Source organism: Pseudomonas sp. KBN10P06128, from assembly GCF_037574945.1.
Taxonomy (GTDB): domain Bacteria; phylum Pseudomonadota; class Gammaproteobacteria; order Pseudomonadales; family Pseudomonadaceae; genus Pseudomonas; species Pseudomonas aeruginosa.
Genome location: NZ_JBBELR010000001.1, coordinates 573926 through 588931, shown reverse-complemented (window position 1 = coordinate 588931; position 15006 = coordinate 573926). Strand labels below are relative to the sequence as shown.

Below are 15006 nucleotides of genomic sequence, written 5' to 3'. Positions count from 1 at the left end.
GATGGGCCGCGTCGACCCACACCCAGGACAGGGAAACCAACCATGCGGGAACTGTTGACCGGCCTGACCAGCAGCCTTCTGCTGCTTCTCAACACGCTGATCCTGATCGGCCCGATGATGCTGATCGCACTGCTCAAGCTGGTGCTCCCCGGCCAGCGCCTGAAGGACCTCTGCTCCAGGGGCGTGATGTGGATCGCCGAGACCTGGGCGGAGATCGACAAGTGGATCTTCGCCACCTGCACGCCGACGGTCTGGGACGTGCGCGGCGCCGGCGACCTGCGCCAGGACACCTCGTACCTGGTGGTGAGCAACCACCAGTCCTGGGTCGACATCCCCGCCTTGATCCAGGTGTTCAACCGGCGCACCCCGTACTTCAAGTTCTTCCTCAAGAAGGAGCTGATCTGGGTGCCCTTCCTCGGCCTGGCCTGGTGGGCGCTGGAGTATCCGTTCATGAAGCGCTATTCCAAGGCCTTCCTGGAGAAGCACCCGGAACTCAAGGGCAAGGACCTGGAGATCACCAAGGCCGCCTGCGAGAAGTTCAAGCGCATCCCGGTGACCGTGGTGAACTACCTGGAAGGCACGCGCTTCAGCGAGCAGAAGAAGGCCCAGCAACAGTCGCCCTATCGCCACCTGCTCAAGCCCAAGGCCGGCGGGGTGGCCTTCGTCCTCGCCGCGCTGGGCGAGCAGCTGGACGCCCTGCTCGACGTCACCGTGGTCTACCCGAGCGACAAGGTTCCGGGATTCTGGGACCTGCTCTGCGGACGGGTGCCGAAGGTGATCGTCGACATCCAGACCCGGCCGATCGATCCCGCCCTGTGGCAGGGCGACTACGAGAACGACCCGGTGTTCCGCCAGTACGTGCAGGAATGGGTCTCGCGCATGTGGGAAGAAAAGGACGAACGCATCGCCCGCTTGCGGCAACTGCGCTGAAGTACCGGCCGAAGCAAACCCATCTCGTAGGGCGGATAACCGCAACGCGGTTATCCGCCGTTTCCACGGCGCAGCGGCGGATAACGCCGGGGGCGTTATTCGCCCTACCGGTGCGGGCAACGAATACCCGGGGGTCGCACCCACCTCGTAGGGCGGATAACCGCAACGCGGTTATCCGCCGTTTCCACGGAGCGGCGGCGGATAACGCCGAGGGCGTTATTCGCCCTACCGGTGCGGGCAGCGAATACCCGGGCGCCGCACCCGCTTCGTAGGGCGAATAACCGCAACGCGGTTATCCGCCGATCCGCTGGCGGCAGATCAGAGCAGCGACGAGCCGCCCGCCTTGCTCACTCCCCAGAGATTGCTCAGGCTGCCCAGCAGCTCGCTGTTGGCGCCCTGCTTGCCGAAGTAGTCGACCAGCACCTGGGCGAACTTCTCGGTCATCCCGCTATCCATGCCCAGGGTGCCGAAGGCCTTGTTCACGTCGCCCATGCTGTCCGCATTGCCGAGCAGCGAACCGAGGCCCTTGCTGTCGCCGCCGCTCTTGCCGAGCACGTTGCCGAGCCCGCCGAGACCGGCCAGGGCGTTGTTGCCGGCCAGCTTGTCGAGGCCGGGGATGGTCTTAACCAGTTGCGAATAATCGTTGCCGGCCAACTGGTTCTTGGCCAGGCCGAGCAGGGCGCCGGTACCGCCGACCGCCTGCTCCTGGCTGACCCCGAGCTGACCGGTGAGTGCGCCGAGCAGACCGCTGGTCTGCGGGGTGGTGGCTACCTGGGCGGAGTCGCCCTGGGACGCCCCGGCGACCGCCTTGGCGGCATCCCCGAGATTGAAGGCGAACGCGGAGGCGGCGCTGAGCAGCAGGGCCGCGGCCAGGGTAGCGTGAGTGGTGACGCGCATCGGCAATTCCTCATGAGATATCGAACGCCCCGGCCGCATTCGCAGGCCGGGGTGAGATTTCGACCGGCCGGCCGGTGCCTTGTTCCCCAACCTTGGTCGGGTCACTTGGCCTTCGGCTTGTCGGCCTTGCCCTTGGCGGCGGCGCCTTTCTTCGCCGCCGGCTTCCTCGCCGCCGTCGCGCGGCCCCTGGGCGTCTCGCCGGCACCGGACTTCTTGCGTGCCGCCGGCTTCGGCGCGGCGCCCTTGCGGTAGCCGACGCCGTCCTTGGCGTCGTAGAAGAAGGTGACCGTCTCGCCCTCCTTCACCTCGCCCTTGAGCATCGCCGTGGCCAGGCGCGTCTCCAGTTGCTGGCGGATCTGCCGCTTCAGTTCGCGGGCGCCGAACTCCGGCTGGTAGGCCTCTTCGGCGAGGTGGCCGACCAGGCTGTCGTCGATGTGCAGGTAGATGTCCTGGGCGTGCGCGGCGCGCTTCACCCGCTCCAGTTGCAGGCGCACGATGTCCTCGATCTGCGCCTTGCTCAACGATTCGAAGACGATCACCTCGTCGAGGCGGTTGAGGAATTCCGGGCGGAAATGCCCGCGCAGGGTAGTCATCAGTTCGCGCTTGAGCTTCTCCGGCGGCTGGGCGAACTCGCCGGCCTGGGCGTTCTTCATGATCAGCTCGGAGCCGAGGTTGCTGGTGGCGATGATGATGGTGTTGGTGAAGTCCACCACGCGCCCCTTGCCGTCGGTCAGGCGGCCGTCGTCGAACACCTGCAGGAGGATGTTGTTGACGTCGGCGTGGGCCTTCTCGATCTCGTCGAGCAGGATCACGCTGTACGGCCGCCGGCGCACCCGCTCGGTGAGCTGGCCGCCCTCGTCGTAGCCGACGTAGCCCGGCGGCGCACCGATCAGCCGGGACACCGCGTGGCGCTCCATGTATTCGCTCATGTCGATGCGGATCATCGCGTCTTCGTCGCCGAACACCACCTCGGCCAAGGCCTTGGCCAGCTCGGTCTTGCCCACCCCGGTCGGGCCGAGGAACAGGAAGGTGGCGATCGGCCGGCTGCCCTGGCGCAGCCCGGCGCGGGCCAGGCGCACGGCGTCGCTGACCGCGGTGATCGCTTCCTGCTGGCCGATCACCCGCTGGTGCAGGCGCTCTTCCATCTGCAGGAGCTTCTCGCGCTCCTCGGCGGTCAGTTCGGTGACCGGGATGCCGGTGAGCTTGGAGATGATCTCGGCGATGTCCTCGACCCGCACCTCCTCGGTCTTCGACCCCTGGGTCTGCTGCCAGCGCTCGGTGATCTGCTCGAGGTGTTCCTTGCGTTCCTGGATGCGTTTCTCGAAGACCTTCGCCTCGTCGTACCACTTGCGGCTGGCGGCGTAGTCCTGCTCGCGCTTGAGCTGCGCCAGCTCGGCCTCCAGTTCCTGGATCTCGGCCGGCCGCGAGGTGCTGGCGATGCGCACGCGGGCGGCGGCCTGGTCGATCAGGTCGATGGCCTTGTCCGGCAGGAAGCGGTTGCCGATGTAGCGGTCGGACAGCTCGGCGGCGGCGACGAAGGCCTCGTCGCGGATGGTCACCTTGTGGTGGCCTTCGAGCTTGTCGCGCAGGCCACGGAGGATGGAGATGGTCTGCTCCACCGTCGGCTCGGGGACGAACACCGGCTGGAAGCGCCGCTCCAGCGCGGCGTCCTTCTCGATGTACTTCTGGTACTCGTTGAGGGTGGTGGCGCCGATCAGGTTCATCTCGCCGCGCGCCATCGCCGGCTTCAGCACGTTGGCCACGTCCAGCCCGCCTTCGCCGCCGCCCTGGCCGGCACCGACGATGGTGTGCACCTCGTCGATGAACAGGATGATCTCGCTCTGCGCCGCCTGCAGTTCGTCCATCACCTGCTTGAGGCGTTCCTCGAACTCGCCGCGGTACTTGGCGCCGGCGACCATGGCGTTGATGTTCAGTTCGACCAGGCGCTTGTCGCGCAGCACCTCCGGCACCTCGCCCTGGACCATGCGCTGGGCCAGGCCTTCGACGATGGCGGTCTTGCCGACGCCGGGCTCGCCGATCAGCACCGGGTTGTTCTTCTTGCGCCGGGCGAGCACCTCGATGGTGGTCTCGACTTCCTTCGAGCGGCCGATCACCGGATCGAGCTTGCCTTCGCGGGCCAGCCGGGTCAGGTCGCGGCTGAACTTGTCCAGCTGCGGAGTGTTGCTCGGGCCGTCCACGCGGCCGTCCTCGGCGCCCTTGCCGACCACCTTGACCGCTTTCTGCCGTAGCGCCTGCTCGGTCAGGCCGTACTTCTTCAGGAGCGTCCCGGCGAAGCTGTCCGGCACCGCCGCCAGGCCGAGCAACAGGTGCTCGGGGCCGACATAGCTGTGGCCGAGTTCGCGGGACAGGGCGAAGGCGTGCTGCAAGGCGCTCTTCACCCGCGGCGAGATGGTCATGTCCTCGCTCGCCTCGCCCTTGCTGGCGCCGCGCACGGCGTTGGCCTCGATGTACTGCTTGAGGTCGGCCGGCGACAGGCCGAACTGCTTGAGCACCGCCTGCACCACGTCGGCGTCGGCCAGGGCGTAGAGCAGGTGCTCGGTGTCCACTTCGCGCTTGCCGAATTCGGCGGCGACCTGCGCGGCGCGTTGCAGGTACTCGGTGGTCTGCTTGCTGAAGTACTCGGCGATGTCCACCGCCTCCGGCTCGCGGGCGCGCACCGGGGTGACCGGGCTCTGCTCGCCGAAGCCGGAGAAGATCTCGTCGAACGGGCTGCCGCCGCCGAACAGCGACTCCAGCGGCGAGCGCATGCGCTGCTGGCGCATCAACTGGCGGTAGTGCAGTTCGCAGAGGGCGAGTTCGCGGCGCTGGCCGTTCTGTACCAGGCTGACGCGGGCGACGGCGGGACGTTCGTGGCAGATAGCGCAAAGTTCCTGGGCCATGGGAGGGCTCCTGTTTCCACGGAAGGTGGGCTTCGGCGACGGCGGCGGCGACCGGGGTCGCCGAGCGCTGCGTGGAGAACATCGCGACAAGGCGGTGAAGCACGCGCCGTCGAGCATGCAACGCGGGACATGTCCGTGCGATGACGAAGCGCCGGCGTCGCATCCGCAGCCACTGACGGGGTGACTCTTGAGTACTAGCACAGCAGCCGGCGAGCGCCAGCGCTTCGGCTTGACCCAGGACAATGAAAGGCGACCGCTCTGGCCCGCGACTTCCGCCGCAATGCCCGCTGTTCGCCCCGATCCGGTCGTCGGCCGTCCCATCGCGGCGAGAACTTCTCTATGCTTGGGCCCTGTCCGCCCGAGGGAGCCCGTCCATGAGCGAGCCGTTCCAGCTCACCCCCCGCATCGCCCGCCAACTGCCCTGGCTGGTCGCCGTCGCCTTCTTCATGCAAGCCCTCGACGGCACCATCCTCAACACCGCACTACCGAGCATGGCCAGTTCGCTGAACGAAAACCCGCTGCGCATGCAGGCGGTGGTGATCGCCTACCTGCTCACGGTGGCCCTGCTGATACCGGCCTCGGGGTGGATCGCCGACCGTTTCGGCACACGCCGGGTATTCCTCGGCGCGGTATTGCTGTTCAGCCTCGGCTCGTTGCTTTGCGCGCTGTCGCCGAGCCTCGAACTGCTGGTCGGCGCGCGCATCGTACAGGGCGTCGGCGGCGCGCTGATGATGCCGGTGGGACGGCTGGTGATCCTGCGCGTCTACCCGCGCCAGGACCTGGTGCGGGTGCTCAGCTTCGTCACCATTCCCGGCCTGCTCGGCCCGCTGGCGGGACCGACGCTGGGCGGCTGGCTGGTGGAGTACGCCTCCTGGCACTGGATCTTCCTGATCAACCTGCCGGTCGGCCTGCTCGGCTGCCTGGTGGCGATGAAGCTGATGCCGGACCTGCGCAGCCCGGTGCCGAGCCGTTTCGACAGCATCGGCTTCCTGCTCTTCGGCGGCTCCATGGTGCTGATCTCCATCGCCCTGGAAGGACTCGGCGAGCTGCACCTGTCGCACCTGCGCGTGGTCCTGCTGCTGATCGGCGGACTGGTCCTGCTCACCGCCTACTGGCTGCGCGCGCTACGCATCGACAAGCCGCTGTTCCCGCCGAGCCTGTTCAAGGCGCGGACCTTCGCCGTCGGCATCCTCGGCAACCTGTTCGCCCGCCTGGGCAGCGGCGCCCTGCCCTTCCTCACCCCGCTGCTGCTGCAGGTGGGACTGGGCTACCCGCCTTCCACCGCGGGCATGACCATGATCCCGCTGGCGCTGTTCGCGATGGTCGCCAAGCCGATGGCCAAGCCACTGCTGGACTTCTTCGGCTATCGCAAGCTGCTGGTCGGCAACACCCTGATCCTCGGCTGCCTGATCGCCGGCTTCGGCCTGGTCGACCAGGACACCCCCTACGTCTGGCTGCTGCTGCACCTGAGCCTGCTCGGCGCGGTGAACTCCCTGCAATTCACGGCGATGAACACCCTAACCCTGATCGACCTGCAGGACAGCAACGCCAGCAGCGGCAACAGCCTGATGTCGGTGGTCGTGCAATTGTCGATCAGCCTTGGCGTGGCTTGCGCGGCGGCGTTGCTGGGCGGTTTCCAGACCGACCTGGATACGGGGCAGGACACCGTACTCGGCGCCTTCCACGCCACCTATGTCAGCGTCGGCCTGATGTCGATGCTGGCCGCAGCGATCTTCTTCCAGCTCGGCAGCGAGGACGGCCGCACCAGCCCGCGCCGGGTCGATCCGGAAAAGGACCCGGACCTCTAGCCGGGCTCGCGAGGACGAGGCGCGCCCGCGCAACCTGTGGATGACGGCGCTGATCGTGCTGCCCCGGCTGGCGCTGGCCGCCGGACTGCCGCGCGGGTTCTTCTACTGAGCGGCGAGCGCGCCGCAGGTGGGTTTGCGGGTGAAGGTTCGGGACACGTCGACCGCGCCGAGGTGTTCGAGCGTGCGGCGGCCGAGCAGCACCGGATAGTTCATGTTGCCGCGGTCGCGCAGGGAGAACTGCTCGCGCAGCAGCTTGGCGCCCAGGCAGATGTCCATCGCCACCACCGGACGGCTGTCGCTGCCACCGGCGCCGCGCACCTTGATCAGCCGCAGCACCTTGCGCTCGAAGGTCACGCTGACCGGCGCCTTGCTGTCGGCGGTGGGCAGCACGACATCGAAGCGCACCCAGCGCTCGCCGTCCTTCTTGTAGCGATGGATATTCCTCGCGTCCAGCGACGAGGTCAGCGCGCCGGTATCCAGCTTGGCCTTGGCCTGCATGCGCTCGGGCATCAGCCAGGACTGCTCGATCCAGCCCCAGTGCTCGGTGGCGGCATGGCAGGACGCGGAAGAGAACGACAGCGACAACAGCGCGGCGAAGGCCAGACGACGGGATTGCACAGGCTTCATCGAAACGACTCCGAACGGGACCGGGCCACTCTGGGCGGGAACTCGTCAAGACAGGGTGAACGGCAGGCGAAGACAGTGTGACGGTTTTCTCCGGGCAATAAAAAACCCGGATGCTTCCATCCGGGTTCTTCGGGCTGGGGCCCAGGGATCTTAGTTGATCACCTGAACGCGCTCGGCCTGCATGCCTTTCTGGCCTTGTACGACTTCGAAGCTGACCTTCTGGCCTTCGGCCAGGGTCTTGAAGCCGTTACCTTCGATGGCACGGAAGTGAACGAAAACGTCCGGGCCGCTTTCCGGGGTAATGAAGCCGTAGCCTTTGGTTTCGTTGAACCACTTAACGGTGCCGTTCTGACGGGACATTGCAAGTTCTCCTTGGAACTATGGGTATTGATTTAGCCACGAAATCGTAGCCGGTAACTGAGTTGCAAGGAGTTACAAGGAGTCGAGCAGGACGGGCTGGAATTTCCGACCGCATCAGGTCACGATCGACGGCGACCCATGCAAACACAGTGTCAGCACTCTACGACAAAAAACTGAGGAAAGCGAACCTGTATAAAAATACAGAAACGCGCTTTTTTCGTTTTTCGGACGAACGGTACTGGCCAAAGATACATTGCCTGTCGCTGCTGCTCCGGCGGCGATCGCACGCGGCAAGCCGCCGCAGGCTGCTAGACTAGCCGCTCGTATCGCCTGCCGAGCCCTGCCCCGTGACCTCCACCGCTTTCTCCTCGCTGCCGCTTTCCGCGGACCTCCTGGCCAATCTCGACTCCCTCGGTTACCGGGAGATGACGCCGATCCAGGCGCAGAGCCTGCCGCTGATCCTCCAGGGTCACGACCTGATCGCCCAGGCCAAGACCGGCAGCGGCAAGACCGCGGCCTTCGGCCTCGCCCTGCTCAGCCCGCTGAACCCGCGCTACTTCGGCTGCCAGGCGCTGGTGCTGTGCCCGACCCGCGAACTGGCCGACCAGGTCGCCAAGGAGATCCGCCGGCTGGCCCGCGCCGCCGACAACATCAAGGTCCTGACCCTCTGCGGCGGCGTCCCCTACGGCCCGCAGGTGGCTTCGCTGGAGCACGGCGCGCACGTGGTGGTCGGCACCCCGGGGCGCATCCAGGAGCACCTGCGCAAAGGCACCCTGGTCCTCGACGGGCTCAATACCCTAGTCCTCGACGAAGCCGACCGGATGCTCGACATGGGCTTCTACGACAGCATCGCCGAGATCATCGGCCAGCTCCCCGAGCGCCGGCAGACCCTGCTGTTCTCCGCCACCTACCCGGACGGCATCGAGAAGCTGGCGAAGACCTTCATGCGCGATCCGCGACAGGTGAAGGTCGAGTCGCTGCACGCCGACAGCCAGATCGAGCAGCGCTTCTTCGAGATCGACCCGAAGCAGCGCATGGACGCCGTGGTACGCCTGCTCCAGCATTTCCGGCCGCAGTCCTGCGTGGCCTTCTGCCAGACCCGCCAGCAGTGCCAGGAGCTGGCCGACGCACTGAAGGCGCAGCGGATTTCCGCCCTGGCCCTGCACGGCGACCTGGAGCAGCGCGAGCGCGACCAGGTCCTGACGGTGTTCGCCAACCGCAGTTGCAACGTACTGGTGGCCACCGACGTGGCCGCCCGCGGGCTGGACATCGCCGCCCTGGAAACGGTGATCAACGTCGAGCTGGCGCGCGACCCGGAGGTCCACATCCATCGCATCGGACGCAGCGGTCGCGCCGGCGAGAAAGGCCTGGCCCTGTCGCTGGTGGCGCCGGCCGAGGCCAGCCGCGCGCAGGCCATCGAGGACCTGCAGAAGCAGCCGCTGGCCTGGTACGCCCTCGGCCAGTTGAAGGCCAGCCCGGAGCCATTGCTGCCGCCGATGAGCACCCTGTGCATCGCCGGCGGACGCAAGGACAAGGTGCGCCCCGGCGACCTGCTCGGTGCCCTCACCGGCGACGCCGGGCTGCCCGGCAGCGCGGTGGGCAAGATCGCCATCTTCGACTTCCAGGCCTTCGTCGCCATCGAGCGCGGCCTCGCCCACCAGGCCCTCAAGCGCCTGAGCGAAGGCAAGATCAAGGGGCGCTCGTTCAAGGTCCGCCTGCTGTAGCGCGCCGCCGCTTCGCTCGCCGGGCCCGCTCCGGCGCGCGATATCGCCGCCGGGTAACTTCCGGCGCGGCGACGACGTCTTAGCGTTCGCAGGCACGAAGCCTGCATCCGCCAGATGCCCGGCTCGACCGAGTTGCCCACGGCAGCGTTTCCTGCGACTGCGGCGGGCAGCGGACTTCCAGGCGCGCGAAATCGGCCGATTGAATTAGCCGGACAGGCCACATAGGCTGAACCACGGACCATCGGATAGCACTCCGCCCCCATGCCGCCCTCTTCGCTGACACACACGCTCCGCCGCCTCTGGGCCCTCGACAAGTTCGCCTACAGCCTGCGGGTGTTCATCGCCCTGGCCGGCGCCCTGCTGCTGTGCTGGTGGCAGGACCGCATCGAGCTGCTGATCCCGCTGTTCCTCGGGATCATCGCCAGCGCCCTGGCGGAGACCGACGACAACTGGCTCGGCCGCCTGCAAGCGCTGCTGGTGACCCTGCTGTGCTTCAGCGTCGCCGCCTTCGCCGTCGAGTTGCTGTTCCCCTATCCCTGGCTGTTCGTTTCCGGGATGGCGCTGTCGGCGTTCGGCATGATCCTCCTCGGCGCCCTCGGCGAGCGCTATGCGGCGATCGCCTCGGCGACCCTGATCCTCTCGATCTACACCATGATCGGCGTGGACCAGCGCGGCGGTGAGGTCGCCGATGTCTGGCACGAACCGCTGCTGCTGGTGGCCGGGGCGGCCTGGTACGGGCTGCTCTCAGTGCTGTGGAACGCGCTGTTCTCCAACCAGCCGGTGCAGCAGAGTCTTTCCCGCCTGTATTTCGAGCTGGGCGAATACCTGAGGATCAAGTCGAGCCTGTTCGAACCGTTGCGCCAGCTCGACGTGGAGGGCCAGCGCCTCGCCCTGGCACGGCAGAACGGCAAGGTGGTGGTGGCGCTGAACCAGGCCAAGGAGACCATTCTCAACCGCCTCGGCCATGGCCGGCCGGGCCCCAAGGTGAGCCGCTACCTGAAGCTCTATTTCATCGCCCAGGACGTCCACGAGCGCGCCAGTTCCTCGCACTACCCGTACAACCGGCTGGCCGAGGCGTTCTTCCACAGCGACGTGCTGTTCCGCTGCCAGCGCCTGCTCAACCAGCAGGGCAAGGCCTGCCAGGCCCTGGCGCGGGCTATCCGCCTGCGCCAGCCGTTCGACTACGCCGACCGCGAGCTGGCCCTGGAAGACCTCCAGGCCTCGCTCGAACACCTGCGCCAGCAGAGCAACCCGGCCTGGAAGGGCCTGCTTCGCTCGCTCGGCGCCCTGGCCGCCAACCTCACCACGCTGGACCGCAAGCTGGCCGGGGCGAGCAACCCGGACGCCATCGCCGACGAACAGGACAGCGCCCTGCTCGACCGCTCGCCGCGCAGCCTGAAGGACGCCTTCGAGCGCCTGCGCCAGCAGCTCACCCCGACCTCGCTGCTGTTCCGCCACGGCCTGCGCATGGCCCTGGCGCTGACCGCCGGCTACGGCGTGCTGCACTGGATCCATCCGACCCAGGGCTACTGGATACTGCTCACCACGGTGTTCGTCTGCCAGCCCAACTATGGCGCGACCCGCCTGCGCCTGGTGCAGCGGATCCTCGGTACGGTGGTCGGCCTGGTGGTCGGCTGGGCGCTGATCGACCTGTTCCCCAGCCCGCTGGTGCAGTCGCTGTTCGCGGTCGCCGCCGGGGTCGCCTTCTTCGCCACCCGCAGCAGTCGCTATACCCTGGCGACGGCGGCGATCACCCTGCTGGTGCTGTTCTGCTTCAACCAGGTCGGCGATGGCTACGGGCTGATCCTGCCCCGCCTGTTCGATACCTTGCTGGGCAGCCTGATCGCCGGCCTCGCGGTGTTCCTGGTGCTGCCCGACTGGCAGGGCCGCCGGCTCAACCGCATGCTCGCCAACACCCTCGCCTGCAACAGCCGTTACCTGCGGCAGATCATGCAGCAGTACGCCACCGGCAAGCGCGACGACCTCGACTACCGCACCGCCCGGCGCAACGCGCACAACGCCGACGCAGCGCTCTCGACCACCCTGTCGAACATGCTCCTGGAGCCCGGCCACTTCAGGAAGGACGCCGAGATCGGCTTCCGCTTCCTGGTCCTCTCGCACACCCTGCTCAGCTATCTATCCGGTCTCGGCGCGCACCGCGAAAGCCTGCCCGAGGACGCCAGCGACGGCCTCCTGGAGCGCGCCGCCGAGCGGCTCTCCGCCAGCCTCGAGGAAATCGCCGCGAGCCTGGAACAGAAACGCCCGGTCGCCATCTACAGCGAAGAGGAGGAAGCGCTGGCCAAGGAACTGGAGCAGATGCCCGAGGACATGGACGACAGCCATCGCCTGGTACAGACCCAACTGGCGCACATCTGCCGCCAGCTCGCCCCGCTGCGCACCCTGGCCGCGCACTTGCTGAAGAAGGAACTGGCCGGCGCGCAGCCGCTGCCAGGCCAGCCCTAGCGCGCGCCGTAGCGCTCCAGCAGGCGCTGGTAGCTGCCGTCGTCGCGCATGCCGCGGATGGCCAGGTCGAAGCCTTCGACGATCTCGTCATGCCGGGGATTCCTCAGGCTCACCAGCAGGTGCAGGCCGTTCTCGCCAAGCGGGATGGGCAGTACCTCCAGCTTGTCGCGCAAATCGGCCAGTTCGCCCTTGAAGGCGACCCCCAGCGCCAGCTCGTCCTCCACCGCCAGGTCGACCCGCCCCGCCTCGAGCATCCGCGCGGCGTTGGCGAAGCTGGTCACGTTGACCTTCTGCAGACGGCTGTCACGGTCGAATTCGGGCGCGTAGGCATAGTCGCGCACGACCGCGATGCGGTAGGGACGCAGGTCGCTCAGGCGGGAAAACTCGATACCCCGCCCCTTGCGTTGCAGCAGGCGGATGCGGTTGCTCAGGTAGGCGCGGGAAAACTGCCCGTAGAGGCTGCGGGCGGGCTCGTACCAGGCGCTCAGGGCGATGTCGTAGTCGCCGCTGCGCACGCCGTACAGGGCACGCGACCAGGGTACCTGCTGGAAACTCGAGTCGAAGCCGGCGCGCTTGAGCGCGGTGGTCACCAGTTCCACCGCCAGGCCGTTGCCAGGCAGGCGCGAATCGACGAAAGGCGGCCAGGAGTCGCCGACCAGGCGCAGGTTGGCGGCAGGCAGCGCGCAAGGGAGGAGCAATGTCAGCAGCAGGAGTGCGCATCGCAGCATGAAGGAGCGTCCCGGGAGTGGATCGCCACAGCATAGCCATCCCGACCCCGGGCACGCATGTCCCCGTGTCGCGGCTCGATGATATTTCCATCACAAACCGCACGCGTTCACCTCTCCTCGTCCTCTCCGGCGGCCTTTTCGTTTCGCGGCGCGGCACCTGCGTACTTGCCGCCGAAGAGTTCGATCGGCATCGGGAAGACGATGGTCGAACTCTTGTCGCCGGCGATCGCGCCGAGGGTCTGCATGTAGCGCAACTGCATGGCGCCACTCTGCCGGCCGAGCATCTGCGCCGCCTGCATGAGTTTCTCCGAGGCTTGCAACTCGCCCTCGGCATGGATCACCTTGGCCCTGCGCTCACGCTCCGCCTCGGCCTGCCGGGCGATGGCGCGGACCATCGATTCGTTGAGATCGACGTGCTTGATTTCCACATTCGCCACCTTGATGCCCCAGGCGTCGGTCTGCGCATCGAGCACTTGCTGGATATCCAGGTTCAGGCGCTCGCGCTCGGCGAGCATCTCGTCCAGTTCGTGCTTGCCCAGCACCGCGCGCAGGGTGGTCTGCGCTAACTGGCTGGTGGCGGCCAGGTAGTTCTCCACCTGGATGATCGCCTTCTGCGGATCGAGCACGCGGAAGTACACCACCGCGTTGACCTTCACCGAAACGTTGTCGCGGGAAATCACATCCTGCGGCGGCACGTCGAGAACGATGGTGCGCAGGTCGATGCGCACCATCTGCTGGATCGCCGGGATCACCAGCACCAGCCCCGGCCCCTTGACCTTCCAGAACCGCCCGAGCTGGAACACCACGCCGCGCTCGTACTCGCGGAGGATGCGCAGCGCGCTGAACAGCAGCAGCGCGAGGAACACCAGCAACATCGCCAAACCATAGGAAATACCCATCATCCACCTCCTTCATCGGCCAGCGCGACTTCCAGGAGCAGGCCCTTGCGCGCCAGCACCCAGACCGGCTGGCCCACCGCCAGCGGCCGCGCGGCGAGCACCCGCCAGCGCTCGCCCTGGAGCAGCACCCAGCCTGCGCAGGGTTGTTCGGAATCCACCGCCGCCACCGTCGCCAGGCTGCCGACCAATCCGGCGGTGCCACTTACCACCGCTTGCCGGCGAGTACGCAGGGCCATGCCCAGCAGACCGACGATCAGCGCGGCGCTGAGCAACGCCAGGGCCACCACCAGGCCGGGCGGAATGCCGTAGCCGGGCACCTCGGTATCGATCAGGATCAGCGCGCCGACCACGAACGAGACGATTCCGCCGATGCCGAGCACGCCGAAGCTGGCGACGAACGCCTCGCCCACCATGAACGCCAGGCCCAGCGCGATCAGCGCCAGCCCGGCGTAGTTGAGCGGCAGCATCTGCAGGGCGTACAGGCCGAGCAGCAGGCAGATGCCGCCGAGCACGCCGGGCAGCGCCATGCCGGGATTGGCCAGTTCGAAGATCAGCCCGTAGATGCCGATCATCATCAGGATCAGCGCCACGCTGGGATCGGTGAGCACCGCCAGCAACCGCGCGCGCCAGTCCGGTGCCTGGCGCTCGATCGTGGCGCCGGCGGTAACCAGGGTCAGCGCGCGCTCGCCGACGCGCAGGCTGCGGCCGTCGAGCTGGCGCAGCAGGTCGGGCAGGTCGCGGGCCTGCAGGTCGATCACCTTCTGCGCCGCCGCCTCGTGCGCCGCCAGGCTGACCGCCTCGCGCACCGCGCGCTCGGCCCACTCGACGTTGCGCCCCCGCAGTTGCGCGAGGCCACGGATATAGGCGGCGGCGTCGTTGACCTGCTTGCGCGCCATGGGTTCGGCGTCCCGCGCCGGGGGCTTCTCTGCGGGCTTGTCCGGCGTCCCCAGGCGCACCGGGGTGGCAGCGCCGAGGTTGGTGCCCGGCGCCATCGCCGCGATATGGCAGGCATACAGGATGTAGGTGCCGGCGCTCGCCGCCCGCGCCCCGCTGGGCGCGACGAAACCGGCGACCGGCACCTGGCTGGCGAGGATCGCCTTGACGATGCGCCGCATCGATGCGTCCAGGCCGCCGGGCGTGTCCAGTTCCAGCACCACCAGTTGCGCGCCGTCCTCGGCGGCACGCTCGATGCCGCGCACCAGGTAATCGGCGCTGGCCGGGCCGATCGCACCATCCACCGAGAGCACCCGAACCGGTCCGGAGGCCGCGAGACAGGCCGGGCCGGCGAAGCACAGCAACAGCGCCAGCGCGAGCCGGCACGGCATCCGCATATCGACCTCCCCGACCGCCCGGCCGGGCCACCCCGGGACGAAGGTGCTCGTCCCGCGCACCGGGCCGGCAAGCGACCGGCCCCGCCGCGCACTTCTGAGTCTAGTTCAGTGGCTCTCGCCTTCCCCGCGCGTGTCCGGATCGGCAAATCCCTCAACATGCCAACTTTTTAGCGACGAAATGATGGCACTCGCCACAGGAATTCATTAATCTTCGCGGCCGCAGCGGGCAGGCCGCCTGGCGCCCGACCCCATCCGGCTTCCGGCGGCCTCCCGCGGCCCTTGTCCTTTCTTCGCCAGACGAAGCCGGTATGCGCAAGACATAACTTGTCACAATCGCCT

General features: G+C 67.6%; 11 protein-coding genes. 4 read left to right on the top strand and 7 right to left on the bottom strand.

Annotated elements, in window-relative coordinates; genetic code table 11:
- The first annotated feature begins 42 nt into the window (after window positions 1-42).
- Window positions 43-930 (top strand): acyltransferase, encoded by an 888-nt coding sequence (locus VQ065_RS02645; RefSeq protein WP_003084727.1) that lies wholly within the window; start codon window positions 43-45, stop codon window positions 928-930.
- A gap of 318 nt (window positions 931-1248) precedes the next feature.
- On the opposite strand, the gene VQ065_RS02640 is transcribed toward VQ065_RS02645, so the two are convergent.
- Together VQ065_RS02640 and clpG are read right to left on the bottom strand one after the other, a co-directional pair.
- Window positions 1249-1827 (bottom strand): DUF2780 domain-containing protein, encoded by a 579-nt coding sequence (locus VQ065_RS02640; protein ID WP_003084725.1) that lies wholly within the window; start codon window positions 1825-1827, stop codon window positions 1249-1251.
- Between the two features lie 101 nt (window positions 1828-1928).
- Window positions 1929-4727, bottom strand: coding sequence for an AAA family protein disaggregase ClpG (gene clpG, locus VQ065_RS02635; protein WP_003084722.1), 2799 nt, complete (start codon window positions 4725-4727; stop codon window positions 1929-1931).
- Window positions 4728-5101: 374 nt separating this feature from the next.
- On the opposite strand from clpG, the gene mdtD reads away from it, so the two are divergent.
- Window positions 5102-6535 (top strand): multidrug transporter subunit MdtD, encoded by a 1434-nt coding sequence (gene mdtD / locus VQ065_RS02630; protein ID WP_003084717.1) that lies wholly within the window; start codon window positions 5102-5104, stop codon window positions 6533-6535.
- Window positions 6536-6637: 102 nt separating this feature from the next.
- On the opposite strand, the gene rloA3 is transcribed toward mdtD, so the two are convergent.
- Together rloA3 and VQ065_RS02620 are read right to left on the bottom strand one after the other, a co-directional pair.
- Entirely contained in the window at window positions 6638-7162 is a 525-nt protein-coding gene (gene rloA3, locus VQ065_RS02625) for a retropepsin-like aspartic peptidase RloA3 (protein WP_003084714.1), read from the bottom strand.
- Between the two features lie 150 nt (window positions 7163-7312).
- Window positions 7313-7522 carry a cold-shock protein gene (locus VQ065_RS02620; protein ID WP_003084710.1) on the bottom strand — a complete coding sequence of 70 codons (210 nt, stop codon included), beginning with the start codon at window positions 7520-7522 and terminating at the stop codon, window positions 7313-7315.
- A gap of 347 nt (window positions 7523-7869) precedes the next feature.
- On the opposite strand from VQ065_RS02620, the gene dbpA reads away from it, so the two are divergent.
- On the top strand, window positions 7870-9246 hold the full coding sequence (gene dbpA / locus VQ065_RS02615; protein ID WP_003084703.1) for an ATP-dependent RNA helicase DbpA: 1377 nt from the start codon (window positions 7870-7872) through the stop codon (window positions 9244-9246).
- 261 nt (window positions 9247-9507) lie between these two features.
- Entirely contained in the window at window positions 9508-11709 is a 2202-nt protein-coding gene (yccS, locus tag VQ065_RS02610; RefSeq protein ID WP_003084700.1) for a YccS family putative transporter, read from the top strand.
- Here yccS and VQ065_RS02605 read toward each other — a convergent pair.
- From VQ065_RS02605 to VQ065_RS02595, 3 genes are all read right to left on the bottom strand, one after another.
- Window positions 11706-12437, bottom strand: coding sequence for a substrate-binding periplasmic protein (locus VQ065_RS02605; protein ID WP_003084696.1), 732 nt, complete (start codon window positions 12435-12437; stop codon window positions 11706-11708). The two genes, yccS and VQ065_RS02605, sit on opposite strands and share 4 nt — an antisense overlap.
- Before the next feature lie 107 nt (window positions 12438-12544).
- Window positions 12545-13339, bottom strand: a complete 795-nt coding sequence (locus VQ065_RS02600) for a slipin family protein (RefSeq protein ID WP_003084693.1) — start codon at window positions 13337-13339, stop codon at window positions 12545-12547.
- Entirely contained in the window at window positions 13336-14667 is a 1332-nt protein-coding gene (locus VQ065_RS02595; RefSeq protein ID WP_003109734.1) for an NfeD family protein, read from the bottom strand. The genes VQ065_RS02600 and VQ065_RS02595 overlap by 4 nt, the downstream gene beginning before the upstream one ends.
- Between the last annotated feature and the right edge of the window lie 339 nt (window positions 14668-15006).